This is a genomic window from Oceanospirillum maris DSM 6286, from assembly GCF_000422865.1.
GTDB classification, from domain to species: Bacteria; Pseudomonadota; Gammaproteobacteria; order Pseudomonadales; family Halomonadaceae; genus Oceanospirillum; species Oceanospirillum maris.
Window position 1 is genome coordinate 1 of the sequence record NZ_AUGW01000016.1, and the last position, 23,824, is coordinate 23,824.

Consider the following 23,824-nt stretch of genomic DNA (forward strand, 5'->3'; position numbering starts at 1 on the left):
CAAACGAGCCAGAGGCTGTTTTAACTGTTTTACGGGAGGTACCGTTTTTACGGTTGGGCTGGTCATCCTGAGCCATATGCTCATCGAGTTCTGCGCCCAAGGCCGCTTCGGTAATCTGTTTAATCAGTGGTGTCAGAAGGCCATCTTTACCATTAAGTCCCTGACCGGACTGAAGAGCCTTAGCGAAGGCCTGAATGTCGATTTCGTATTTATCGGACATAATGTGTCACTCCCTGTAGAGGGTTAACTATAGGGGTGACACAGACTTTTGAACACTACCTAAATAGGCCTAGACCACGCTGGTAGTTTTGAATCAGTCGGCCACTGTAGATGTGAAATATGAACTCAATAGCCGAAATTGTCTGATCGGTATACCTTTGCTCTGTCTCCTTAAGTGTATCGCGGAGGTTTTTGATTTTATCTTGTGCTTTCTGGGCTGCCAGGGTTTCTTTTTCGATACCTTTAAGATCGGTAATACAGGTTTGGAGCCTTGCGTTTTTAGCTTCGTTAGCTTTAACCGATATGTACTGCTCTTTGTCTTTCAGGTCTTCAGCTTTGATTATGTAGAAGTCCTGTAGGTCTTTGAAGACACTGCTTATTGTTTCTCGCCAGTCCTCGGGCAACGCTAGAGCATCAGTTTCAACTTGTTTTTTATTTCTTAGAATTTCTTTGAGGTCTTTAAGTCGCTCATCTACAACATCATCAACTTCCGTAAACGAGTCAGTAAATTGAATGCCTTCGCTTTGTAGCCTCTCCAGTAACTGTGTTATTGCTGGAAGCCGAAGTTTAATGTTCACCAGTGCTTTATGAAGATTTGATTCATATGTGGGCGAGAGGAGTTTAAGGCTGCCTTGTATATGGGTGTCGATAAGCTTCAGCTCAGCATCCATAGCAGCGATAAGGTTAACTAAGTCCTTACCGTCCTTGCTTAGTGATTCAGATATCTGCTTAGTTCTTGCCTCAATGGCATCCACCATTGATTTATGATCTTCCCAGTCCGAGCCACATAAAGGGCACAACTGCTCATCGGGATAGGACTTCTTATGTTCATCAATCAGCTGCCTTTTCAGGCGTTCCAATTCGGCTATGATGTTCGCATTCGCGCTGCTTTTTTCGCGTAGGCTGTTTCGGGATTCAATTTGTAACTCAAACCACTCAAGGCGCCCATCCGCCCAGTTTGGTAGTGATTGGGCTTCTTCGACCTTGATCATCGAGGCTCCGCGCTTGATGATGACCGCTGAACGCTCTAGCTCATCAATCCCCTTCTTGATTGCTTCAAGCCCATCAAGCTTGTCAAGGTCTTTACCGAACTGAGCTAAGCTTCTCAGAGATTCTTCGTTACGTTCGATGTCGGTGTCGATTGCCTCGTTGTGAACCCTAGTTTTTATCGTAGCTTTGAGCGGTAGAAGGGCAATAATTTTGCGAACTGATTCCTGGTAGGCAGCATGATCTACCGCTGAGTACGTTGAGAATAAGTTTTCCTTGTCCCATATTGGTTGAATATCTGTCGTTGAGAGCTTTTTGTACTCAACGACACCAGCCTCTGCCTGAAGCGAGCTTTGTAGGGCGGCGATCTCTTCTTTAAGTGAAGAAGCTTTTGCCTTTCGATCAGGATTGTTGATGTACCTTGTCAACTTACTGTCTATAGTGCTGCAGCTTTCAATCTCTGCCTCTATATCATTGATGTTAAAAAGGCTTCCTAGCTCATTCTTACGCTTATCAACCCGAGTGTGTAACAGTCGGTTTTGTCCTTGCTCTAAATAGTTCAGGAAGGAGAAGTTTTCCCTGAAATTTTTACCAAAAACGTCGTCAAGGAAGCTGTTGTCGCGCAGATTACTATCCGTAAAATCAAATGATTCAAATTCCGGCAGCTCGTACAACTTAAAATTTTCATACTTGTCTGCACGATTGTTCGCTGGATTCTTGAATCTCTCAGCTGGACAATGTCTGGCTAAAACAAGTTTACGATCATCATGACTGAATTCAATTTTAATGCAGAGGTCGTTCTCGCCAGAGCGATTGTTCCAGAAGAGATTGTCTGCATAGTTCGTTGTGCTTTTACTTAGCAGAGTAGAAAATAGGTTTTGTATTCGAGCAATCTGACCAGTAAGGAGTAGTTCGATGGCGTCGAATATGCTTGTTTTACCATAACCGTTTGGACCATCGAGAGTTAGCAAGGCCGATTCGTCAAGGTCCAAGCAGATATGCTTGAATGCTTTGAAACTTGAGATTTCAATCTTGGATATTTTCCAGTTCATTTTTAATCATTCCCTTAATAATCTCATCGGCATTTGTGTTTGTTACTTGCTGAATAGTCGCATACGTATCACTTAAGCTAGCTTCTGCAACGGCCTCAATTGCTTGCTGTCTCAAGGACACGAGGTTTCCTTGATGACTAGGTAGCTCCAAGAAAGGAAGCTTGATAAACGTCTTCGCAGCGAAGCTGTATTGTGAAGCTATTAGAGGATTTTCTTTGTAATCAACAAACTCCTTTTTGTCAGCAATCACAGCTACAAGTTTATCGTAGGTAAAATCAGTGAGAGCGCTTTCTTCAGCAATACTGTAATAGAGGATATATTTTTTATAAAAATGCGGATCTTCCTCAATTGCGAAGATTTCTTCTTCGTGATCCTTGAACTCAGCCAGAACATCAAGGCGATGAATACAAATTAAATCGCAGTTTTTCTTGAAGCTTGGATTTCTGAGAAATTCCTCAGGAGCAAGGTGATTGATCTGGCTGTTCAGCTCAGCTGGTGTAATGAGTTCATCAAGATTATGTACGACAGCGAACCTAATGGCAGACCCAGAATCACGAATATAAAAACTTGTGGTGTCCAATTCACGCTTACTCTCGAAGCCATGAGCAACAAGTGCTTCATCAATGAGTTGCTTTATCATTCAGTCGACCCTCCGCGTCGTCTTTTGTCATTACGCTAATGCATAGCGACTTGGTAATGTTGCTTTCAAGCTTTTCAGTGGCCAGCTTGTCGTCGAAGTCATCCGAGTTTGTGAATTTTGTATCAAAGGTGAATGAAGCTTCCGCTTTGCTGGCTATTAGATGGTTGTACTCAAAAAGTAGTCTCAACAGGTCACCGTTGTTTTTCATTTCATGGTTCATGTCAGACTCACACTCTTCACTTTCATCTACGTCAAGCGCTGTAGGTACGTAGAACCGATTTTCGCTGTCGAGGTAATGCGGAAGATGGTTGAATGTGGGCTCCACTGAAATAGCCTGTATGAGCTTGGTGTAGCGCCTGATATCGTTCTTCTGAATGTCTTGAAACCGCTCGGATGGCTTCATCATCTGGCATAAGTTTTTTAATTCATTGATATGTGTATCGCGTATGTGCAAGCACAGGCGCCTAGCTCTTTCATAGGTGGCGTCACTCATTGTTGGTAGCGCCTGTTCTAGTCGTTCTTCTAGGTAGGTTTGAAGTCTGGCCTTCAACTCAACGGCATAGTAGTCACGATTCTGATAGGGGTTTTCGGCCAGCAATTCCTCTAGGATATCTCTTGCATTGATACGGCTCTCGTAAGCAGCTTTGTTTTCTGAAAAGCCGTCCACTTGATTTAATTTGTGATTGTGTATCGCCTTGGTACTTATTTTTTCTGAGAGTAAGCAATAGTTAAAATTTATGAGATTATCACTTACCGTGATGGACCGCTTCTCACATATTTTTTTTATTATTGCTTTGGTCAGTCCTTCAATTTCACCCAGTCCACAATGAAAATTGTCTCCGTAGCGGTAGAGTTTCACTATTTCTCCGCTAGCGCCTTTGTGATCATCGGTATTGTCTAGCTGTACGGATACGTGAAAGTAACGGGGCGTCCCTTTTATTTTGTCGTATTCGATTAACGTGGACTGCTCCAGAGCCTTGGAATAGCCACTACGATATTTACTAATCTTCGCTTTGACTTGATGGGCGGTTTGTAGCTCTCCATCTTTATAAATAGCGAAGTCGTCACTACTATCTAGCTGAAGCTCGAAGTCTAAATCACCATCATGAATAAGCTTAAGTGAATGATATAGAGCAACTTTTCCTTGATAAACGAAGCCGCTCCACGAAGATATCGCGCTGGCTGGGTATTTTTCATCTTCTTGACTCACATGAACTCCTTTCCACGTTAGTAAACTGCCATTGTGACGGAATAATATTACTGCATTTAAACGGGCGAATGCAGCGACTGATTACACTGTGTTCTTCCGAGTGCCATCAGCTACCAAATACTGCCATATAAAAAAACCCCTGAATTTCTTCAGGGGCTTCTTGGTATCAGCTAATCACTAGCGAACAAGTGGAGTAAGTGACGCTTATTCCCACTCAATCGTTGCGGGTGGTTTGCTGGATACATCGTAAGCTACGCGGGAGATACCGCTGATTTCGTTGATGATGCGGTTGGAAACCTTCTCCAACAGTTCATAAGGCAGGTGCGCCCAACGGGCGGTCATAAAGTCGATGGTTTCTACGGCGCGTAGAGAAACAACCCATTCGTAACGACGGCCATCCCCCACTACACCAACGGACTTAACTGGTAGGAAGACGACAAACGCTTGACTGGTTTTGTGATACCAATCGAAGTTATGCAGCTCTTCGATAAAGATCGCATCCGCTTCACGCAGGATGTCCGCATATTCTTTCTTAACTTCACCCAGAATACGCACGCCCAGACCCGGCCCAGGGAACGGGTGACGGTAAACCATATCGTATGGCAGACCTAATTCTAGACCGATTTTGCGCACTTCATCTTTAAACAGCTCACGCAGCGGTTCAACTAATTCCATCTTCATATCATCTGGCAGGCCGCCGACGTTATGGTGGGATTTGATGACGTGGGCTTTACCGGTTTTAGACGCTGCAGATTCGATCACATCGGGGTAGATGGTGCCTTGCGCTAGAAAGTGAACGTCTTTTAGTTTGGTGGCTTCTTCATCAAAAATTTCGATAAAGGTATTGCCGATCACTTTACGCTTGGCTTCTGGATCAGATACACCTGCCAGCTTGCCCAAGAATAGTTCTTCTGCATCGGCACGAATCACTTTAACGCCCATGTTCTTAGCGAACATGTCCATGACCATGTCGCCTTCGTTCTTACGCAGTAGGCCGTTATCCACAAAAACACAGGTCAGTTGATCGCCAATCGCTTTATGCAATAGCGCGGCAACAACGGAGGAATCTACGCCGCCAGACAAGCCTAGCAGTACTTTTTGCTCGCCAACTTGCTCACGTACACGCTTGATTTGATCATCAATAATATTGGCTGCAGTCCAAAGTGCTTCACAACCACAGATCTCCATTAGGAAATGCTCTAGCAGTCGACCACCTTGTAGGGTGTGCGTTACTTCTGGGTGGAACTGTACGCCAAAGAAGTTTTTCTCTGCGTGGAACATACCCGCAATAGCACAGCTTGGGGTTGATGCCAGCAGTTCAAAACCTTCTGGCATAACGGCTACTTTGTCACCGTGGCTCATCCAAACATCCAGCAAAGCTTTTCCGTCGGAATCAAGATGGTCTTTGATCTCTTTGGTTAGCTTGTTGTCTGCTTCGATTTTTACCTGTGCATAACCGAATTCACGCACATCGGAACCTTCAACCTTACCGCCCATCTGTTCAGCCATGGTCTGCATACCATAGCAGATACCCAGCACAGGCAAACCCATGGTGAAGACACATTCAGGGGCGCGCGGTGAACCCGCTTCGGTGACAGACTCTGGGCCACCGGCCAAGATAATGCCTTTCGGGTTATAGTCGCGAATCTCTTCTTCAGTCATATCGAAGGCGCGAATTTCGCTGTATACACCCAATTCACGCACACGACGTGCAATTAGCTGAGTGTATTGAGACCCAAAATCCAGAATCAGGACTTTCTGAGCATGAATATCTTGGCTCATTATTTTACCAACCCATCAATAAAGTAACGGTCTATCCGGAATAGATAGCCTGTTTGAAATCGATTCGTCTAAGCGACTTCGCTATAAAAATAGCTTAGAGATAAACCTAGCTCGCTTAGAAAGAACGGGAAAGAACTCGCATGCTAGAATCAAAAAAGGGGGCGCAAGGCCCCGCTTTTTAATCACGCGTTAGCGGATCAGCTTACCCGATAATTAGGCGCTTCTTTAGTGATCTGCACATCGTGTACATGGGACTCCATCATGCCCGCCCCTGTGATTGTCACGAACTCAGGCTTAGTACGCATCTCATGGATGTCACTGCTGCCGGTGTAACCCATAGAAGAGCGTAGGCCGCCCATCAATTGATGCACAATAGCGGTCATTGAACCTTTATAAGGCACACGACCTTCAATACCTTCCGGTACAAGTTTTTCTACACCTGCGCTCTTATCTTGGAAATAACGGTCGCTAGAACCTTGAGACTGGGACATGGCACCCAAAGAGCCCATACCACGATAAGACTTATAAGAGCGGCCTTGGTACAGCTCGATCTCGCCCGGTGCTTCTTCCGTACCGGCTAGTAGACCGCCAACCATAACAACACTTGCGCCAGCGACAATCGCCTTAGCCAGATCACCGGAGAAGCGTACACCACCATCTGCAATCAGAGGAATGTCGTATTTTTCCAATGCCGCAGAAACATTCGCTACTGCAGAGATTTGAGGTACACCAACGCCTGCCACAATACGGGTGGTACAGATAGAACCAGGGCCAATACCCACTTTAACCGCATCAGCTCCGGCTTCAGCCAGAGCAATAGCAGCCGCTGCCGTTGCGATGTTGCCGCCAATAACCTGTACCTGAGGGAAATTTTCTTTCACCCAGCGAACACGGTCAATAACGCCTTTAGAGTGGCCGTGAGCGGTATCGACAACAATCACGTCAACACCTGCTTCTACTAAGGCTGCTACACGATCTTCTGTTTCTGGGCCAGTACCGACAGCAGCACCCACACGAAGACGACCGTCTTCATCTTTACAGGCGCTTGGGTAAGTGCGGGCTTTTTCGATATCTTTAACGGTCACTAGGCCTTGCAGATGGAATTCATCATCAACAACCAGTATTTTCTCGATACGGTACTGGTGCAGCTTAGCTTTAATATCGTCAAGGGATGTGCCTTGCTTAACGGTTACAAGCTTTTCTTTTGGCGTCATGATGTTAGCAACAACATCATCCAAATTTGGTTTGAAGCGAAAATCACGACTGGTTACGATACCTACCAGTTCGTCACCTTCTACAACCGGCATACCAGAAAAACGAGTATCGGCTGTCAGGGCAAGCACTTCGCTTACTCTTGTAGAGGGCGTTACCGTTACAGGATCTTTAACGATGACACTTTCGTATTTTTTAACCTGACGCACTTGCTGAGCTTGCTGAGCAATGGTCATGTTTTTATGGATAATACCGATACCACCTTCCTGAGCCATCGCAATTGCTAAGCGAGATTCAGTAACAGTATCCATCGCCGCAGATACCAGCGGGATATTAAGAGAGATACCACGGGTGATTCGTGTCTTCAGGCTAACGTCATTCGGGAGAACGTCGGAGTAACCTGGAACCAGCAAAACATCATCAAAGGTGAGTGCTTCTTGAGCAATACGTAACATATTCCGCGAGCCTGCTGAAGAGTGAGGATAGAAAGAAGAATAACCCAATATTTTATCGCAACTATTTTTCTGGGTAAACCAGAATCATACTAGGATTATTCTATTTTCTATCGTTTTTGATTAAAAATGTGGTTTAAAACCCGCAATCTAGCCTTTACCAAAAGATTTACGGCTACATACACCTCAAAACGGATTAAAAAATGCCTGCAAAGCGACCCGAGAAAGGTCAATACACCGGTAAAGCCAAAGAGACGAATCTCAACTTTTCTGGCTTATCCGATGATCTTCTTTTAACCCGTCAAAGTGCTGACACTCAAAGCCATGCTAACGATGTCTTAACGGTTAGCCAGCTAAACCGTCAAGCGCGTCTGTTATTGGAAAAACGCTTCGCTCTCGTGGTCGTTCAAGGTGAAATTTCAAACCTGAGCACACCCAGTTCTGGGCATCTGTATTTCAGTTTAAAAGACGAAAATAGTCAGGTACGCTGTGCCATGTTCCGCAATCGTGCAGGTTTTTTAGCATTTCGGCCTCGAAATGGCGATAAAGTACAATTACACGCCAAGGTTAGCCTGTACGAAGGGCGTGGCGATTTTCAGCTCATCGCTGAAACAATGGAAGAGCAAGGCCGTGGGGCGTTAATGCGCGCCTACGAAGCGCTAAAATTTAAGCTAAAAGAGGAAGGTTTGTTTGACCGTAGCCGGAAAAAACCTCTGCCGCCTATCCCTGATGTTATCGGCTTAATTACCTCACCAACGGGGGCAGCCATTCGGGATATGCTGATCGTACTCAAGCGTCGTTTTCCGTTAGCCGAGGTCGTGCTTTACCCAACGGTTGTTCAGGGCAGCGAAGCCCCAGATGCGATTGCCAGAGCCATTGAGCTTGCCCATATACATGGCAAAAGTGACCTGCTGATTATTGGTCGAGGCGGCGGCAGCTTAGAAGATTTATGGGCGTTTAACGATGAACGTGTGGCCCGTGCCATTGCCGCTAGTTTTATTCCAACCGTTAGCGCTGTCGGCCACGAAACCGATACGACCATTGCCGATTATGTGGCAGATTTTCGGGCGCCAACGCCCTCCGCAGCGGCAGAACAGGTTAGCCCAGATCTGCAGCAGTGGCTGCTGTGGTTAGATCAAGCTGAAGTAACGCTGTTTCGGCAGACCGAGCGCCTGCTACAAAACAGTCAACAACAGCTCGACCACCTGGAACACCGTTACCAACGTTGCTATAACGACCTTCAGCAGCAAAATCAGCAGTTAAATCGGTTTGAACAACGTTTAATTAACGGCATCCATAATCGTCTTAATCGAGAACAGCAGCAGCTAACCACCCTAGCCAATCAACTGCGTCACCCTAAGACAGAGCTACAGCAGCAAAAGCGCCAACTTGAACAGTTAAGCCAGCGTTTAAACAAATCCATTGAGTCACAACAAAAACAACAACAGCAACACCTGGATCAGTTGTTGCATCGCCTACAACAAAGCTGCCCTGCACAAGCAATCTCAAGGCTACAAGAGCAACTACACAGTAATCAACAGGCCCTAAAAAGAACATGGCAATACCAGCTTAAAGCCAAAACGCAGAAACTGGCGGAGTTAAGCCATCGTCTACAAACAGTCAGCCCTTTGGCAACACTGACACGAGGGTATGCCATTGTTGAGGATGACAGCGGCCACATTGTCCGTCATTATCAAGGCGTTAATGAAGGTGATGTCGTTACTGCCCAACTGGCAGAAGGTGTATTACACTGCAAAGTTATTGGGACAATGGCCGATAAATAAACCGTTAACGATTAAGACTTACAATAACAAACGCCTTTTCAGGATTATTATTGCGCTTTTCAAGGGGAATACGATGCGCCAAACAGCCCAGCCTTGCGGCTTAACACAATTACAGTCCTTGCGTTTTAGGCGGACACCGTTACTGTCACTTCCCTTTATGTTTACGCTTATGGTCTTGGCATTATTAAGCTATGCCAGCGTATCTCAGGCCGCAACGCCTTCAGGTTACGACCCCAAACCTGACCCTATGCCTGGCGGTGTTGCCGTTATTGAACTACCCGTTTCTTTAGGCACAGATGAAGAACCAGAGGCTTACTTTCAAGGCCAGCGGGTTTTTGTGATGAACCGCCCCTACAATAGAAAAAGCGATAACCGCTGGGTGGCTTGGGTTGGTATTCCGTTAAGTACTCCCGCTGGGAAAACACCGTTAACGATTGAGCAGCCTAATGGCCGCAATCGTGACATTATCATCAATGTGCGCCCACCTCAGCACAACGATAAGTACATGGTGAGCCGCAAACCCATTCAGAAGAATCTAACATCTAAGCAAAAACGGCAAATAGAACAGGATCAAGCCTTGGTCGAAAAACTGATCAAACGCTGGAGCAATACAGCTCCTGATACCCGCACGTTCTTGCACCCAACCCGAGGCGCACAACTGCGCGCCTTTGGCGACCGCTCCTTCCTTAACGGGAAGCTATTGGATAGCCATAACGGCCTTGATCTAAATGGCCAACGGGCGGCGGCTCCTGCGGATGGTACTGTGGTAATGATTCGTAACTTATTCTATGGCGGCAGTACGGTCATCATTGATCATGGCCGGGGCTTATTCACCCATTACAGCCACCTCAAAGAAATCAACTTCCGTATCCGTGAGGGTCAGCGTATTCGTCGTGGTGAAGAGATCGGAAAAATAGGCACATCAGGCCATCATATTAATGCAGGAATAGACTACGCCGCCAAAATTAAGCATCCTCATCTGCACTGGGGTGTCAGCTTGAACGGTGTTTTTGTCGATCCAAAGCTTTTCTTAATTGAAGCGGAATAAAGCACTAAAACGAAGCAGGCTTTAACCGGCCTGCTCGTTGATTTTAAGACTTGTTAGATGTTGATAACGTCTACGGTATAAGTGATCAGAATACTGGGCTGCAGCATCAGACAAACATGGCAATATTTATTAATAGCGTCTTCGATTGCTATTTTAACCTGCGCATCTGTGACCCCTTCAGCTTTAATCGAAAAATGTAAATTTACCGATTGATACAACCTTGGTTCGCTGTCTGTGCGCTCATAGGTTAAGTCATTCGTTAAGCCTTTGAGTTTAATATCATTATCTTTGAAATAAAGCGCAACATCCGTAGCACTACAAGAACCTAATGCCGACAATAATATTTCTGTTGGACAAGGCGCTGATTTATTTTCAGCATCAATAAAAACCTCAAATCCACCCTCTGTGACCACATTAAAACGGCAGTCGCCTTGCCAAGTTACATTAATAGCCATACTTTTCCTTTGAGTCGGTCATGGAATTCATGAGGCTCGTTTTCCCATTTTTCAACCTAAGAAGCAAGACCTGCTTAAAGCATAAAAATACGTACTGTTACAAAAAATCGGCAAATTGTTTGATATAAGACAAGCACCCGTCACACTTGCTTACTGCAAATCATCTAAAATAGAGATGCATCATAAAGGGACAGACGCTGTTTCAGGTCAGGCTTTAAGGAATGAGATCGCAAGGATCTATAAAGGAGTTTGTAGTCATGGCAAATGCATTATTTCCGGTACTACCGGTATTATCTCAAGCTATTCCAGCACAAAAAGTGCAACAGCACTGGCTGGATGGTGTGAATAACTTGGTGAACCTTGAGTTAGAAGCTGCAATGGAATACAACCAGCTCTGGTTCAGTCTATGGCAAGATTGTGCATCAGGTGATCAACCTGTGTGTCATGATCGCATGATCGATCACTGGTCTGAGCACAACAAACTGGTTCTTGATCATCAAAAACGCAGAGAAGCGGTTTATAAAGGCTGGAAAGAGCACATCGAAGAAGTTCTTTAGCGCCTAAAAAGTAGGGCTTAAGAGCTTTTACTTCTATTTTAATGACTTACGAAAAGCGGCTATCACATAAATGGATAGCCGCTTTTTTTATTTCACGACAGGTTATGCCATAGAATCTAGGTTATATCAACGAGCCGTTATGATAACAGCTTGCTGATATCCTGTGCTTCCCAGTGAGGGAAATGCTTACGGATCAAGCCGTTCAACTCAAGCTCAAAGGCGCTGATCGGGCCTACAGCCGTTTGCGTTCCTGCCTCTGCTGTCGCATCAATCATACCCGCTGCAACCGTTACATTGCTCAATCGATCAACGACAATAAAGCTACCGGTAAATTTGCTCTCTTTGTAGGCATCAAATACCACAGGTTCAGTCAGCTCAACGGTGACTAAACCGATACCATTTAGCGGTAATTCCTGGGTTGCTGTCTTTTCCAGTGTATTCACATCAATCTGGTGTTCAATGTGAGTAATATAACCACTGGTAAAGTGCGTGCCCACTTTAAAGCTGTATTGCTTACCCAGCTGCAAGGGCTGCTCATGCATCCAGACCATATGGGCGCTAAAGCTATTGCTAACCAGTGCATTGCTACCCGTTTCAACCAGCACATCACCCCGAGAGATATCAATCTCATCGTTTAAAGTAACCGTAACGGCTTGGCCTGGTTGCGCCTGCTCCAGTTCGCCATCAAAGGTAACAATGGACTTAACCGTGCTGATTTTGCCGGATGGAAGCACGGTTACCGATTGACCTTTTTTAACAAAGCCTGCCGCTACGGTGCCGCAGAAGCCACGGAAATCTAGATTCGGGCGATTAACATACTGCACAGGGAAACGCAGGGCCTGAAGAGCAATATCGTGATTAACTTCAACGCTTTCCAGAATATCCATCAAAGGTGCGCCCTGATACCACGGCATTAACGCACTGCTTTGCGTCACGTTTTCACCCTTAAGAGCAGATACAGGCACAAAGCGGATATCCGGCAGATCAAGGGATTCAGCAAAGGCTTGATACTCTGCCACAATCTCATCGAAACGGGATTCTGCGTAATCCGCCAGATCCATTTTGTTCACCGCAACGATCACATGCTTAATGCCCAGCAAAGAAACAATAAAGCTATGACGCCGGGTTTGCGTTAGTACGCCGTGGCGCGCATCAATTAAGATAATTGCCAATGATGCTGTAGATGCACCGGTGGCCATATTACGCGTGTACTGCTCATGCCCCGGTGTATCCGCGATAATAAACTTGCGCTTGTCCGTTGAAAAATAACGGTACGCCACATCAATCGTAATACCTTGCTCTCGCTCCGATTGCAGGCCATCAACCAGTAATGCAAGATCAATATCTTCGCCGGTGGTACCACTTTTTTTGCTATCTTTGGTCAAGGCTGCCAACTGATCTTCGTAGATCATTTTGGAATCATGCAGCAGGCGGCCAATTAGAGTACTTTTACCATCATCAACACTGCCGCAGGTAATAAAACGCAGCAGGTCTTTTTGTTCGTGTTGTTTTAGATACGCTTCAATATCTTCTGCAATCAGATCGGACTGGTGAGACATTTTGTGTCCTCATAAGCTTAACGCTGAAGAGAGGCGAGGGTTCCGCCTTCCATCTTCGACTTAAATCATGTTCATCTGGCTAACGGTGTATCCGTTGCTTAGAAATAACCTTCGCGCTTTTTCTCTTCCATCGAACCGGTACCATCATGGTCGATCACTCGGCCTTGGCGCTCAGAGGTCGTGGTCAAAAGCATTTCTTGGATAATCTCAGGCAATGTTGCTGCTTCAGATTCAACGGCTCCGGTTAGTGGGTAGCAACCCAATGTACGGAAACGCACAGAGCGCATCTCTGGCTTTTCGTCTTCCGCCAGCGGCAGTCGCTCGTCATCAACCATAATCAGTGCGCCATCACGCTCAACAACCGGACGTGGTGCTGAATAGTACAGCGGCACAATCGGAATCTCTTCGAGGTAGATGTACTGCCAGATATCCAGTTCAGTCCAGTTAGATAGCGGGAAAACACGAATCGATTCGTCTTTGTTCACCTTGCCATTGAACAGATTCCATAGCTCAGGACGCTGGTTTTTAGGGTCCCAGCGGTGGAATTTGTCGCGAAAAGAGTACACGCGCTCTTTAGCTCGGGATTTTTCCTCATCACGACGGGCACCACCAAAGGCGGCATCAAAACGGTACTTGTTCAGCGCCTGTTTTAAGCCTTCAGTCTTCATGACGTCGGTGTACTTACGGCTACCGTGATCAAACGGATTGATATTGGCCGCACGTCCTTCCTCGTTAGTATGAACAATCAAGTCCATACCGGCTTCTTTAGCCATCTTGTCACGAAAATCGATCATCTCGCGGAATTTCCACGTAGTGTCGACGTGCATAAGAGGAAACGGAGGTGTCCCTGGGTAAAAGGCTTTACGCGCTAGATGCAGCATCACGGCAGAATCTTTACCGATAGAGTACAGCATGACAGGGTTATCAAACTCTGCGGCTACTTCCCGAATGATATGGATGCTTTCTGCTTCCAGCTGTTTCAGGTGAGTCAGGCGTTCGGGCGATATCATCGTTGTGATCCACTCCTATTATTTAAGGTAACCGGCTTAAAGTAGTCGACTGTTGATGCTGCTATGCCGATAAGCTCAATTATATTGACTATATTAACGGTCTAATTCAATTAACGGTCTATTTAGGGCTCTAGTTAAAACGGAATCCTTAATTACGTCAAATTATTTAAAATCATTTATTGATAACTTTAAAGCATATAGGACAAGTATGAGCAACACTCATACGATTGATGCCAGCCGCTCAACTCGGCTTTCTACTCGGCCATCATTGTAAAGACCAAAACGGCGATACCCCGGCGCCAGCATATCCAACTCAAAGGCATTAATATCGGCGGTAAACTGAATACTCGTGGCAGGTGTTGTATAAAGCGTTAAGCCATCACGTTTAATTTCATGTGATTGATGTACATGACCGCAAATGACAGCCTTTACCGCAGAACAATCGACTAATGTTTTCCAGAGCCAGCCTTCATCCTGAAGCGGTATGCTGTCAATGCCAGCAATATCATCAAGCGTGTCTAGCTCGACCAAAAATTTACCTTGGCGCGCCGGCCCTACCAGTAAAGGCTGATGGTGAATCGCCACACCAATATGCTCGGCTTCAGGTTGCTCAAGGGCCGCCTGTAACTGCATTCTTTGAGACGAAGAGAGCTTGCCATAGGGCTCGCCCGAGTTTGAATCTAGCAGCAGCCACTGCCAAGCTCCCAAAGTAACCGAAGGTATGACCGGCTTAAGCTTAGACATTAGGTCGACTTGGTCATGGTTGCCTGGGATCCAATACCAAGATACGCCGATACGTTCCATCAATTGATACAACATAAGGTAGCTGTCATAGCTTTCATCTTGGCTTAGATCACCGGTCAGTAAAAAAAGATCGGGCAGCCCTTGTTGCTCAATCTGCGCCAGTAGATCAAGTAAATTCTGCCACGGATTTTGCCCTTTAAAGTCCTGTTCGGGATTGGCGAAAAGATGAAGATCCGTGAGCTGAATCAGAGACTGAGGCGTAGAAGTCATTAAATTATATTCACTCGTATCAGAGAATTGTGGATTAATAGAGCAGATTTACGGGTTCGACAGTATGGCCATATTGCGTTAGGTGAGCGAGCCACTCGCCCAAAAAAAGATTGATCTGCAGCTTCTCATCCGGTTGACGCATTTTAGTATTGGGGTACAAATACCTCCCATCAAAATGTCGCTGTTTTTGATAACCGACCACTTCTGCCATACGGGCATCATGGTACAGTCGCACAGAAAGTTCTGGCTGACTTAACCAGTCACCCCAATTATCTTTTTGAAAAATACGCAGCAACGTGGTGTATTTACTGCGTTCAGTAACCTTGATCGCCATTTCGCCCAAGTGTAGAGACTCGTCACTCACCGCAAAGTGCCATTGCTGAGTGTCGTCGAGATCAGGCAACAGCTTTAGCAGACGACAATAATTAACCTCACACTCGGCCATCTGTTTTTTCAGGTCAACGACGTAGTTCTTTTTCGCTTTCCAACCATTGTACTGCTGCCAACTACCGTAACTAGGGCTGCTAGCGGTTTGATTATTAGATTTTGAACCCATGATAAAACTCCCGCTGCGGCATCACTAAGCCTAGAGGCTAAAAGCCAAGATCTACATACGCAATCTATAAATACAATCTAGGCGCTGTAAGCTTGTCGCAGTCGTGTTCGGTTTAGCTGTAGCCACTGTAAGCCGATAATAGCCATGGCATTATTAATACGGCCATCATCTAATCCTTTAAAGGCTTCTGTGGCATCCACTAGCTCAACTCGTATATCTTCATTTTCTTCCTCTAGGCCGTAAACCCCTTCCTGAATATCACGGCTGTCGATAATACCTAGAAAAAGATCGATCTGTTCATCCATACCACCGGGGCTTACCCAGTATTTGTAAAGATGCTCAAGGTGAAGCACACGGCAACCAGCTTCTTCTTCCGCTTCACGGTGTACCACGTCTTCGTTGCTTTCTCCTGCCTCGGTCATGCCAGCGACCAGCTCAAACTGCCAAGGACTTTGACTAGGATCATAAGTACAGCCCGGTCGAAACTGCTCAACCATTAACAGTTGATCGGCCTTTGGATCGTACAGCAGTACGCCAACTGCATTACCACGCACAAATACTTCTCGACTCATTTCTTGAGTCCAACCACCTCTAAAAGACCGTGTTCTCAAGCGCAGTTTATCGAAGCGAAAGAAGCCTTGAAATACAGTCTTTTTATCAACAATTTCAACTGCATTATGCTGAAATGTGGGCGTGAGTTTAGTCGTCATGATCCGTCCTTTTGGGGAACGCCTGAGATTAAAAATGAGATTAAAAAATAGTTGCTTGAAAGCATAGCAAGTTTACAACAGGGCACAAGTAAGAACCGAATCGCTGAAAAGACTGTCTATTGGTCTAGCCGATGAGCTAGATCAAGACAAACCCCTTCCTTGCAAAATTTGTAACAGAATATGACGGAATTAATGCAGAGTTGTTGTAAACATGAAGGTTAGAATCCACTATGTGGCGATTAAGTTTTAAATCGACCATAAAAGGTAGCTGTCTGAAGAATAGCGCCAAAAACTATTGCTGGATCACAAGCTAAAAAACGATAACAACCATATAAAAAAAAGCGAGTGCAGAAATGTACAATCTCCTAGGCAATATCAAAATAAAGTACAAGCTGTGGGTCATTATCGGCCTGATGGCGATGGGAACAGCAGTCCTAATCAGTGTTTCCCTGATGTCACTAAAGGACAATCTGCTGGAGGATCGCAAGATCAAAACCAAGCATGTGGTCGAAACCGTGCATGGTTTTTTAAATCACTACTATCAATTAGAACAATCCGGAGACATAAGCCGCGAGCAAGCCCAAGATGCGGCTCAACGGGCTATCGAAGGTCTGCGTTATGACCGCGATGAATATTTCTGGATCAATGACATGAATTCCGTTGTCGTGATGCATCCGATCAAGCCCGATCTTAATGGTCAAAACCTAGCGAACCTTGAAGATGCCAACGGTAAAAAGATTTTCAGCGAATTTGTTGGCGTAGTTCGACAATCTGGCGAAGGATACGTTAGTTACCTTTGGCCAAAGCCTGGGCATGATGCACCACAGGCCAAAATATCCTATGTGAAAGGTTTCTCACCTTGGGGTTGGGTTGTGGGCAACGGTATTTACCTTAACGACATGGATCAGATTTTTTGGCAAACACTGCTGCGATACTCCATTACCGTTGGTATTTTAAGCTTACTGATTGGCGGCTTAGCTCTTTTTATTATTCACATTATTACAGTTCAGGTCACTACCCTTAAAAATACTATGGTGGCCGTTAAAAACTCCGGCAATCTGCGCGAGCGTGTGGATATCAGCACCCAAGATGAATTGGGCGATATGGCCCGAGCTTTCAATCATATGATGGATAACTTCCAAGATATTGTGAATTCTGTCGATCTTTCCACGCAACAGTTATCTGGTGCTATTCACCAGATGTCAGGGATTACAGAAAATACTATCGAAGGCGTGACCCAGCAGCGTTCAGAAACCGAACAAAGTGCCGCCGGTATGAACCAAATGGCGGCGTCAGCGCAACAAACCGCCCATATCGCAGAGCAGGCCAACGAAGCAACCCGTAACGCCCATAGCCAAACAGAAAACGGCCTTAGAATTGTAGAAGAAGCCAGCTTAAGCATCAACGAACTGGCCAAGGAGGTTGAAGGCGCAAGTAGTGTTATCAATGCGCTAGAAGATCACACGGCCAAAATTGAAAGTATCTTGGATGTCATCGGCGGCATCTCTGCACAAACGAACTTACTGGCGCTTAATGCTGCCATTGAGGCTGCCCGAGCAGGAGAACAAGGCCGAGGTTTTGCGGTAGTTGCCGATGAGGTGCGTCAACTGGCTCAACGCTCAGCAGAATCAACCCAGCAGATTCAAGAGATGATCCATGAACTGCAAAGCCGCTCAAAAATAGCGGTCGATGTCATGGATACCAGCCGAGCAAAAGCAGAAACTACCGTTGAGCGCGCGAATGAGGCCGGTGAATCTTTCCGTACAATTGCGGGGTCGATGCAAGAAATTAGTTCATTAAATGCACAGATTATGACCGCTGCGGATGAACAAAGCAGCGTCGCCAATGAGATGAGTCGTAACCTAGTGTCTATCTCAAATATCTCAGAAGAAACCGAAAAAGGCACAGGCCTTATTCGTGAATCTGGGCGTGAGCTCCAACAAAGTGCTCAAAATCTGGAACGCCTGATTAAGCAGTTTCAAACCTAGTCGTTAATAAACCGCTTCCGCTGCAATAAATATTGAATAAAGCCTATGTCGTAAGTTTACAATTCACGGCATGGGCTTTTTTATTGTTCAGCCACATTATGCCCAACCGTTTATAACTCAGTAAACTGTCTACAACCCAACAGGAGCATCCTAACCTTTATGAAAGGTCGCAATATGCAACGCTGGCGAGATCCAGCAAAAGACCCACGCCGTGAACAAAAAACTAACCTAATCACGCCTAAGGGTTATGACGCTCTACAAAATGAGAGAAACTTTCTCTGGAAAATACGCCATCCAGAGCTAGCACAGAAGGTAAAAGAAGCTGCGGCTCAAGGCGATCGTAGTGAAAATGCCGACTATACCTACAACAAGCAGCTTTTGAACAAAACCTTGAGCCGTATTCGTTATTTGGACAAACGTCTAGAAGCATTAACCATTGTGGAGAAAAAACCCGATGATTTGCAGCGTATTTTTTTCTCAGCACATATCGAACTAGAACATGAAGACGGTAGCCTGCTGCAATTACAGATTGTTGGCCCCGATGAGGCTGACATGAAAGAAGGGAAACTCAACATAGATGCGCCCATGGCTCGAGCGCTTTTAGGAAAAGCCTTAGATGATGAGATTAAAGTTCAAGCACCCAACGGTGAGCAAATCTATTACGTGCTTGATATTCATTACGATACATCGATTGACTAAACACTAAACCATAAACCGACGAAACATAGATCGACTAAACGTCTATTAATCAAAGCTCAATCTCAGAAAAAACACTCACCTGCGGATGATTCCCTGTGACCATACCTCTGGAACGCACCAACTGAACGGTTTCAAACCCCGCTAACTTTGCCGCATCCAGCTCTTCCACTACATCCGACAAAAAAAGAATCTGCGAAGCCGGTCGCTCAATACTGGCCTGAATAGCCTTATAAGATGCCACTTCACGCTTGCCACCCACTTGAGTATCAAAATACCCCTCAAACCAGGGCGTTAAATCACCAAAGTCGCTATAACCAAACAATAGCTTTTGGGCATAAACCGAGCCGGATGAGTAGATAAACAAGCATAGGCCATCATTTTTCCAGTCTTGCATACACTGATAGGCATCAGGATAAACATGGCCGGTATAATCGCCAGAAGTATAACCGGCCTGCCAAACAAGCCCTTGCAGAGCTTTTAACGGACCTATCTTTTGGTCATCTTCAATCCACTGTAATAGCTGAGCGGTAATCGCTTCAATACTCGCGTTTTCCTGCCCTATCAACTGGCGAACAGCGGCGAGCTGCTCCGCGACATCTGGATTATCTTTTTGCTGCAAAATAAACCCAGGAAGGTGCTCTTTGGCATAGGGAAATAACACCTGATGTACAAAATCGATGGAACCCGTCGTGCCCTCTATATCAGTAACAACAGCTTTAATATTTTTAAATCGAACGGTGTTAGCCATGATTATGCGCTCACTAAATGTTCAAAGCGGGGAAAGTTATCAGCAATCCTATCGCCGCTGTATTGAGCCACCCAACCCTCTGGGTTGGTAAACAGACGAATACAAGTAAAGTTAGGTGTATCCCCCATATCGAACCAATGTTTAGTACCCGCTGGCACAGAGATAAGATCATTTTGGGAGCAACCCACAACAGCCACTTTGTCGCCTAAATGCATATAAAACAGGCCCTGGCCTCGGACAAAAAAGCGTACTTCATCTTCAGTGTGAATATGCTCTGACAGAAACTTCTCTCGCAAAGCGGCTTTATCAGGATGGTCTGGAGTTAAGCTGATAACGTCCGCTGTTTGAAAGCCATTATCCTGCTTTAAACGGGTTACTTCGCGGTCATAAGCCGCCAAAATGGCTTCTTGATCCGCCCCTTGCTCAAGAGGCTGGCTGGCTTGCCAACGCTCAAAGCGAACCCCCTGATCCGCTAAGAAGGCTTGAATCTTTTCGCCATGGGTTAGGCTTAACGTCACAGCATCTGGTGCTGCGCTATCATATAGTTTTAAAAAGCTCATCAGATTGCCTTTTAGTCTTCATATTTCAGATTTGAATTACAACAGCATTTAAATTTTACATCTAAGAGTTAAGCTTTTAAGCTCGCAGGCCATTAAAAACTCCATCGCTTCGATATGACGTAATGTATCAGCCATGGTCGCCCCCCATGTATAAAGGCCGTGACCACGAATCAGATAAGCCGGTGCCATCGGGTGCTGTTTAAGGTAGGCCATGGTTTCTAGGGATAGCGCTTCAATATCCTGTGTATTTTCAAAGATAGGAATACGCAAAACACCTTCATGAGTGTCAATGCCTGGAAAGGCTTTTTGCAACTCGTAACCCTGTAAGATTAAATGGTCGCTACGGTCTAAAGCACGGCTTAATACAGTGGCAGCAACGGAGTGTGTGTGCAGCACTGCGCCAATATCATCCCGCCAGTCATAAAGCACACAATGTAGAAGAGTTTCAGCTGAAGACTTTAGGTTTGATTGCACCGGCTGGCCCTGTAAATCAACTACCATAATATCATTCGGCTTTAAGCGGCCTTTATGTTTTCCTGATACGGTAATAGCAAGATGATTGTGATCAATTCGGGCAGAATAATTACTACTTGTGGCTGGCGACCAACCTTCGGCAAATAGAAACTGGCCAGCCTCTATAACCTCTTGCGCTTTAACAGCATATATTGCGAGATTCACCACCGGCTAATCCTCTTTATGGCAAACAGGTTATCATGACAAACAGATTGTCGAATTGGCTGGTATTTTCTCATAACCGAAATACCACACAAGTTTTTTACATGAAGATCGTTGTTCACAGATAAACTGCTCGCAGAGTCACGGAGTCCAAATTGACAGATACAGTGCCGCATCAGCATTATAATCTTGCCGTTATTGGCACGATACAATCCTGCTATAAAGAGAAATTTGGCATCCCCCGCCAACCCGGCCTTGCCCCAGCGTCTACGGGTATTATTCGTCTTTTACCGCCGTATAATCAGCCGGATGCTGTACGTGGGCTAGAAAAAAACAGTCATATCTGGGTGCAGTTTATATTCCATCAGTGCTTAAAAGATCATTGGAAACCCACCGTGCGCCCGCCCCGTTTAGGCGGTAACGAGCGCTTGGGCGTATTTGCCACCCGCGCGACCTTTCGACCTAATCCTATCGGTTTATCGGTGGTGGTGTTAGATAGAATTGAAATCACCTCAAAAGAAGTACTCATTCATATTAGTGGCTTAGATCTTGTGGAAGGCACGCCGGTTTTGGACATTAAGCCATATATTCCCTATGTGGATAACGTAGAGCATGCTCGCAGTGCCTTTGCCCCAGAAGCTCCAACGGAGCACCCTGTTTTTTGGACACCTGAAGCAAAAATCGCTCTTACCTATTACGAAGCCAAATATGGTGCCATAGCCAAGCTTATTGAGCAGGTTCTACAGCAAGATCCAAGACCAGCCTATCGACATGGAAAAGCAGAAGAAAAGATATACGGTATAAAGCTACAGCAAGCGGATGTGCGCTTTAAGATTCAGCCCTACACGGAGCAACAAAAAATTGCTATTTGGGTTGTGGATATAGAAGACTTAGGTGATAACGATTAAACGTTAAACAAAAAAATACCCGCTGCAAAGAGCAGGTATTGAGAAGCCATAAAAGTAGCGATTAAACTACCGTTACATTCTCTGCCTGAGGGCCTTTTTGACCTTGAGTTACTTCAAAAGTAACCTGCTGACCTTCCTCAAGGCTACGACGGCCAGTACCGTTGATAGCGCGAAAATGTACAAATACATCGCTGTCGCCTTCACGAGAAATAAAGCCAAAACCTTTTTCATCGTTAAACCACTTAACGGTACCAGTAATTAAACCTGACATAACGTCCTCTTTACTCTTGCTTGCGCCCGGACTCACCGGGAATAAAATCTAACAGGGTTCATCCGAATGATGCCCCATCATTACTACTGCAACTCCTGTTGCAGTTCCTCTATTAGAGCATGACTTTATGGCTTTACAACTACTTTTTTCAGTTTTATGAAAAAAATTACATCCACAAAATACCCTTAACGAAACATTGCAACACAAAAAGTAAAAAATAGAGTAAACCGGCCTAAAAGGCCAAACACGAAGCAAAACATCCCACGATCTAAATATTTTTTAACATTTTGCATAATATCCTGAATTATCAATCAGTTTCATACGCTAAACACTGGCGAATTAAGCCAACCTTTTGTACAATCTCGGCACTTAAGATTTTTGATTTAACCATTTTGTTGTCATCTTGGTTTAATCACAAGTACTTAAGGGCCCTTAGCTCAGTTGGTTAGAGCATCCGACTCATAATCGGCAGGTCCTGGGTTCGAGTCCCGGAGGGCCCACCATATTTAAATAAAAAACCCAGCAGTCACACTGCTGGGTTTTTTATTGTCTGCATTAAATCTATTCTGCCTATCTTGACTTATATCCGCACAAACATTAGAAGATACTTGTTTATTTGGAACCGTCACTTTTAGGGAGAACACTATGTCTGAGCATCGCTCACAACTTTCTTGGCAGCGTAAAGAACACCCCGAAGACAACACTACATTTTGTCGAAACCATACTCTGACACTTAATGGCGGTCAGGTTATTAATGCGTCATCAGCTGCCAGCTTTTTAGGCGATGCCCAAGCGTCTGATCCTGAGCAACTACTTGTTGCAGCGGTATCAAGTTGTCATATGCTGACATTTCTTGCCGTTGCTGACGTAAAAGGCTTTAAAGTTGAAAACTATCAAGATGATGCAGTTGGTTATCTGACTAAAGCAGAGCGTGGAAAAGTGGTTAGCCGTATTGAATTAAATGCAACGGTTACGTTTTCTGGCGAGAAACAACCGACAGAAAAAGAGCTGGATCGGCTACACGATAGCGCCCATCGCAACTGTTTTATTGCCAACTCCATTAAAGCTGACGTTGAAGTGATGAAAAAGTCTTAAACTTTTTTTATTGAATTGAATCTTTTTATTAAATCGAATGAAGGCAAGCTTAAAGCTTGCCTTCAATTCGTACAGGATAGAGGGTATAAACTCTAAAAAAGTCCGCCAACTGGAAACTTCTTATCAGTTGTTCGCTGTAGCGAATTCTTCGATTACGCGTCAAACTAAAACCTTTATAAGCTAAAAGGCTGAGGCAATCAGGGCAAATTGATAAGCTGCGCCGCTTACTATCGTCGGGTATAGGAAAGGGCGAACTTTGACATGTTGTTGCCACCAGCGCTTCACGGGCGTTATCCTGCAAAACCTTACAAGCCGCCACATGCACGTACTCTTTTCTAGTGTGACTCTTTTTTTGGCCTTGGCTTAAGCTTAGACTCTGGCTTCGAGTCAGTTCTGCATTTAAAAAATACACCACCACACGACCATTTTTTATGGCTAAAGTATGGTCAGGTAGAATCCTAATGCCCTCTAAAGACGTTTTAATACCTTGGTTTTCCAGCAGCGAACGCTCCTGCCCAGTTAAGTGTTTAGAGCCATCAAATAGTACAAAATGACCTAATCGTTTTGCCCCCATTTCTCGACGAAGATGAAGCAAGTCTTCATCTTGATTAAAATCAGGTAATTCCATAGTGC

The 23,824-nt window shown here is 45.2% G+C and carries 23 protein-coding genes, 1 tRNA gene and 1 pseudogene; 8 read left to right on the top strand and 17 right to left on the bottom strand.

Annotated features, from left to right (window positions below):
* From G517_RS18235 to guaB, 6 genes and pseudogenes are all read right to left on the bottom strand, one after another.
* Window positions 1–220, bottom strand: a pseudogene (locus G517_RS18235) (IS256 family transposase); the annotation flags it as partial.
* A 55-nt stretch (window positions 221–275) separates the two neighbouring features.
* Window positions 276–2,258 carry an AAA family ATPase gene (locus G517_RS18240; protein ID WP_211224267.1) on the bottom strand — a complete coding sequence of 661 codons (1,983 nt, stop codon included), beginning with the start codon at window positions 2,256–2,258 and terminating at the stop codon, window positions 276–278.
* Window positions 2,233–2,898 (bottom strand): ABC-three component system middle component 1, encoded by a 666-nt coding sequence (locus G517_RS0107585; RefSeq protein WP_028303908.1) that lies wholly within the window; start codon window positions 2,896–2,898, stop codon window positions 2,233–2,235. The genes G517_RS18240 and G517_RS0107585 overlap by 26 nt, the downstream gene beginning before the upstream one ends.
* The gene (locus tag G517_RS0107590; RefSeq protein WP_028303909.1) at window positions 2,879–4,108 is read right to left on the bottom strand and encodes an ABC-three component system protein; all 1,230 of its coding nucleotides are present in this window, start codon (window positions 4,106–4,108) and stop codon (window positions 2,879–2,881) included. Before G517_RS0107590 ends, G517_RS0107585 begins: the two co-directional genes overlap by 20 nt.
* Before the next feature lie 204 nt (window positions 4,109–4,312).
* Entirely contained in the window at window positions 4,313–5,890 is a 1,578-nt protein-coding gene (gene guaA / locus G517_RS0107595; RefSeq protein WP_028303910.1) for a glutamine-hydrolyzing GMP synthase, read from the bottom strand.
* Between the two features lie 197 nt (window positions 5,891–6,087).
* Window positions 6,088–7,557 (bottom strand): IMP dehydrogenase, encoded by a 1,470-nt coding sequence (gene guaB / locus G517_RS0107600; protein WP_028303911.1) that lies wholly within the window; start codon window positions 7,555–7,557, stop codon window positions 6,088–6,090.
* Between the two features lie 200 nt (window positions 7,558–7,757).
* Here guaB and xseA point away from each other — a divergent pair, with 200 nt between their 5' ends.
* Together xseA and G517_RS0107610 are read left to right on the top strand one after the other, a co-directional pair.
* The gene (gene xseA / locus G517_RS18245) at window positions 7,758–9,338 is read left to right on the top strand and encodes an exodeoxyribonuclease VII large subunit (RefSeq protein WP_084632120.1); all 1,581 of its coding nucleotides are present in this window, start codon (window positions 7,758–7,760) and stop codon (window positions 9,336–9,338) included.
* A 73-nt stretch (window positions 9,339–9,411) separates the two neighbouring features.
* Window positions 9,412–10,386 (top strand): M23 family metallopeptidase, encoded by a 975-nt coding sequence (locus G517_RS0107610; protein WP_028303912.1) that lies wholly within the window; start codon window positions 9,412–9,414, stop codon window positions 10,384–10,386.
* A gap of 53 nt (window positions 10,387–10,439) precedes the next feature.
* On the opposite strand, the gene G517_RS0107615 is transcribed toward G517_RS0107610, so the two are convergent.
* Window positions 10,440–10,841, bottom strand: coding sequence for an OsmC family protein (locus G517_RS0107615; protein ID WP_028303913.1), 402 nt, complete (start codon window positions 10,839–10,841; stop codon window positions 10,440–10,442).
* Window positions 10,842–11,098: 257 nt separating this feature from the next.
* Between G517_RS0107615 and G517_RS0107620 the strand changes: the two genes are divergently transcribed.
* Window positions 11,099–11,398 (top strand): hypothetical protein, encoded by a 300-nt coding sequence (locus G517_RS0107620; protein ID WP_028303914.1) that lies wholly within the window; start codon window positions 11,099–11,101, stop codon window positions 11,396–11,398.
* A gap of 137 nt (window positions 11,399–11,535) precedes the next feature.
* Here the strand turns inward: G517_RS0107620 and cysN are convergent, their stop codons facing one another.
* The 5 genes from cysN to G517_RS0107645 all read right to left on the bottom strand — a co-directional run bounded on the left by cysN (window position 11,536) and on the right by G517_RS0107645 (window position 16,247).
* Complete coding sequence (gene cysN, locus G517_RS0107625; RefSeq protein ID WP_028303915.1) at window positions 11,536–12,957, bottom strand: sulfate adenylyltransferase subunit CysN; 1,422 nt, start codon at window positions 12,955–12,957, stop codon at window positions 11,536–11,538.
* A gap of 98 nt (window positions 12,958–13,055) precedes the next feature.
* A complete protein-coding gene (cysD, locus tag G517_RS0107630) occupies window positions 13,056–13,967 on the bottom strand; it encodes a sulfate adenylyltransferase subunit CysD (RefSeq protein WP_028303916.1) in 912 nt (303 codons plus the stop codon).
* A gap of 219 nt (window positions 13,968–14,186) precedes the next feature.
* Window positions 14,187–14,981: a metallophosphoesterase gene (locus G517_RS0107635; RefSeq protein WP_028303917.1), complete on the bottom strand. Its 795-nt coding sequence runs from the start codon at window positions 14,979–14,981 to the stop codon at window positions 14,187–14,189.
* A gap of 34 nt (window positions 14,982–15,015) precedes the next feature.
* Window positions 15,016–15,537, bottom strand: a complete 522-nt coding sequence (locus G517_RS0107640; protein WP_211224268.1) for a DUF1249 domain-containing protein — start codon at window positions 15,535–15,537, stop codon at window positions 15,016–15,018.
* Between the two features lie 77 nt (window positions 15,538–15,614).
* Complete coding sequence (locus tag G517_RS0107645) at window positions 15,615–16,247, bottom strand: NUDIX domain-containing protein (protein WP_028303919.1); 633 nt, start codon at window positions 16,245–16,247, stop codon at window positions 15,615–15,617.
* Between the two features lie 353 nt (window positions 16,248–16,600).
* Between G517_RS0107645 and G517_RS0107650 the strand changes: the two genes are divergently transcribed.
* Window positions 16,601–18,235, top strand: coding sequence for a methyl-accepting chemotaxis protein (locus G517_RS0107650; RefSeq protein ID WP_028303920.1), 1,635 nt, complete (start codon window positions 16,601–16,603; stop codon window positions 18,233–18,235).
* A gap of 159 nt (window positions 18,236–18,394) precedes the next feature.
* On the top strand, window positions 18,395–18,934 hold the full coding sequence (gene greB / locus G517_RS0107655) for a transcription elongation factor GreB (protein ID WP_084632122.1): 540 nt from the start codon (window positions 18,395–18,397) through the stop codon (window positions 18,932–18,934).
* Window positions 18,935–18,983: 49 nt separating this feature from the next.
* Here greB and mtnC read toward each other — a convergent pair whose 3' ends face one another.
* From mtnC to G517_RS0107670, 3 genes are read right to left on the bottom strand one after another with little or no spacing between them, the layout of a single operon-like run.
* Window positions 18,984–19,682: an acireductone synthase gene (mtnC, locus tag G517_RS0107660; RefSeq protein WP_028303922.1), complete on the bottom strand. Its 699-nt coding sequence runs from the start codon at window positions 19,680–19,682 to the stop codon at window positions 18,984–18,986.
* 2 nt (window positions 19,683–19,684) lie between these two features.
* On the bottom strand, window positions 19,685–20,242 hold the full coding sequence (locus G517_RS0107665; RefSeq protein ID WP_028303923.1) for a 1,2-dihydroxy-3-keto-5-methylthiopentene dioxygenase: 558 nt from the start codon (window positions 20,240–20,242) through the stop codon (window positions 19,685–19,687).
* Window positions 20,243–20,290: 48 nt separating this feature from the next.
* Window positions 20,291–20,920, bottom strand: coding sequence for a methylthioribulose 1-phosphate dehydratase (locus G517_RS0107670; protein ID WP_245543217.1), 630 nt, complete (start codon window positions 20,918–20,920; stop codon window positions 20,291–20,293).
* Between the two features lie 152 nt (window positions 20,921–21,072).
* On the opposite strand from G517_RS0107670, the gene tsaA reads away from it, so the two are divergent.
* Window positions 21,073–21,825: a tRNA (N6-threonylcarbamoyladenosine(37)-N6)-methyltransferase TrmO gene (gene tsaA, locus G517_RS0107675; protein ID WP_028303925.1), complete on the top strand. Its 753-nt coding sequence runs from the start codon at window positions 21,073–21,075 to the stop codon at window positions 21,823–21,825.
* Between the two features lie 61 nt (window positions 21,826–21,886).
* On the opposite strand, the gene G517_RS0107680 is transcribed toward tsaA, so the two are convergent.
* Window positions 21,887–22,096: a cold-shock protein gene (locus G517_RS0107680; RefSeq protein WP_028303926.1), complete on the bottom strand. Its 210-nt coding sequence runs from the start codon at window positions 22,094–22,096 to the stop codon at window positions 21,887–21,889.
* A 426-nt stretch (window positions 22,097–22,522) separates the two neighbouring features.
* On the opposite strand from G517_RS0107680, the gene G517_RS0107690 reads away from it, so the two are divergent.
* Together G517_RS0107690 and G517_RS0107695 are read left to right on the top strand one after the other, a co-directional pair.
* A tRNA-Ile gene (locus G517_RS0107690) sits at window positions 22,523–22,599 on the top strand.
* Window positions 22,600–22,741: 142 nt separating this feature from the next.
* Complete coding sequence (locus tag G517_RS0107695; protein ID WP_028303927.1) at window positions 22,742–23,191, top strand: OsmC family protein; 450 nt, start codon at window positions 22,742–22,744, stop codon at window positions 23,189–23,191.
* 49 nt (window positions 23,192–23,240) lie between these two features.
* Here the strand turns inward: G517_RS0107695 and G517_RS0107700 are convergent, their stop codons facing one another.
* Window positions 23,241–23,819, bottom strand: a complete 579-nt coding sequence (locus G517_RS0107700) for a hypothetical protein (RefSeq protein ID WP_028303928.1) — start codon at window positions 23,817–23,819, stop codon at window positions 23,241–23,243.
* Between the last annotated feature and the right edge of the window lie 5 nt (window positions 23,820–23,824).

Excerpts from the sequence above, each read along its gene's own strand:
- G517_RS0107610 (WP_028303912.1), top strand. The coding sequence starts at position 9,412 with ATGCGCCAAACAGCCCAGCCTTGCGGCTTAACACAATTACAGTCCTTG.
- G517_RS0107620 (WP_028303914.1), top strand. The coding sequence starts at position 11,099 with ATGGCAAATGCATTATTTCCGGTACTACCGGTATTATCTCAAGCTATT.
- G517_RS0107680 (WP_028303926.1), bottom strand. The coding sequence starts at position 22,096 with ATGTCAGGTTTAATTACTGGTACCGTTAAGTGGTTTAACGATGAAAAA.
- G517_RS0107635 (WP_028303917.1), bottom strand. The coding sequence starts at position 14,981 with ATGACTTCTACGCCTCAGTCTCTGATTCAGCTCACGGATCTTCATCTT.
- cysD (WP_028303916.1), bottom strand. The coding sequence starts at position 13,967 with ATGATATCGCCCGAACGCCTGACTCACCTGAAACAGCTGGAAGCAGAA.
- xseA (WP_084632120.1), top strand. The coding sequence starts at position 7,758 with ATGCCTGCAAAGCGACCCGAGAAAGGTCAATACACCGGTAAAGCCAAA.
- G517_RS0107615 (WP_028303913.1), bottom strand. The coding sequence starts at position 10,841 with ATGGCTATTAATGTAACTTGGCAAGGCGACTGCCGTTTTAATGTGGTC.
- mtnC (WP_028303922.1), bottom strand. The coding sequence starts at position 19,682 with ATGGCTAACACCGTTCGATTTAAAAATATTAAAGCTGTTGTTACTGAT.
- G517_RS0107645 (WP_028303919.1), bottom strand. The coding sequence starts at position 16,247 with ATGACGACTAAACTCACGCCCACATTTCAGCATAATGCAGTTGAAATT.
- G517_RS0107640 (WP_211224268.1), bottom strand. The coding sequence starts at position 15,537 with ATGGGTTCAAAATCTAATAATCAAACCGCTAGCAGCCCTAGTTACGGT.
- G517_RS18240 (WP_211224267.1), bottom strand. The coding sequence starts at position 2,258 with ATGAACTGGAAAATATCCAAGATTGAAATCTCAAGTTTCAAAGCATTC.
- greB (WP_084632122.1), top strand. The coding sequence starts at position 18,395 with ATGAAAGGTCGCAATATGCAACGCTGGCGAGATCCAGCAAAAGACCCA.
- guaB (WP_028303911.1), bottom strand. The coding sequence starts at position 7,557 with ATGTTACGTATTGCTCAAGAAGCACTCACCTTTGATGATGTTTTGCTG.
- G517_RS0107695 (WP_028303927.1), top strand. The coding sequence starts at position 22,742 with ATGTCTGAGCATCGCTCACAACTTTCTTGGCAGCGTAAAGAACACCCC.
- G517_RS0107700 (WP_028303928.1), bottom strand. The coding sequence starts at position 23,819 with ATGGAATTACCTGATTTTAATCAAGATGAAGACTTGCTTCATCTTCGT.
- guaA (WP_028303910.1), bottom strand. The coding sequence starts at position 5,890 with ATGAGCCAAGATATTCATGCTCAGAAAGTCCTGATTCTGGATTTTGGG.
- G517_RS0107585 (WP_028303908.1), bottom strand. The coding sequence starts at position 2,898 with ATGATAAAGCAACTCATTGATGAAGCACTTGTTGCTCATGGCTTCGAG.
- G517_RS0107665 (WP_028303923.1), bottom strand. The coding sequence starts at position 20,242 with ATGAGCTTTTTAAAACTATATGATAGCGCAGCACCAGATGCTGTGACG.
- G517_RS0107650 (WP_028303920.1), top strand. The coding sequence starts at position 16,601 with ATGTACAATCTCCTAGGCAATATCAAAATAAAGTACAAGCTGTGGGTC.
- cysN (WP_028303915.1), bottom strand. The coding sequence starts at position 12,957 with ATGTCTCACCAGTCCGATCTGATTGCAGAAGATATTGAAGCGTATCTA.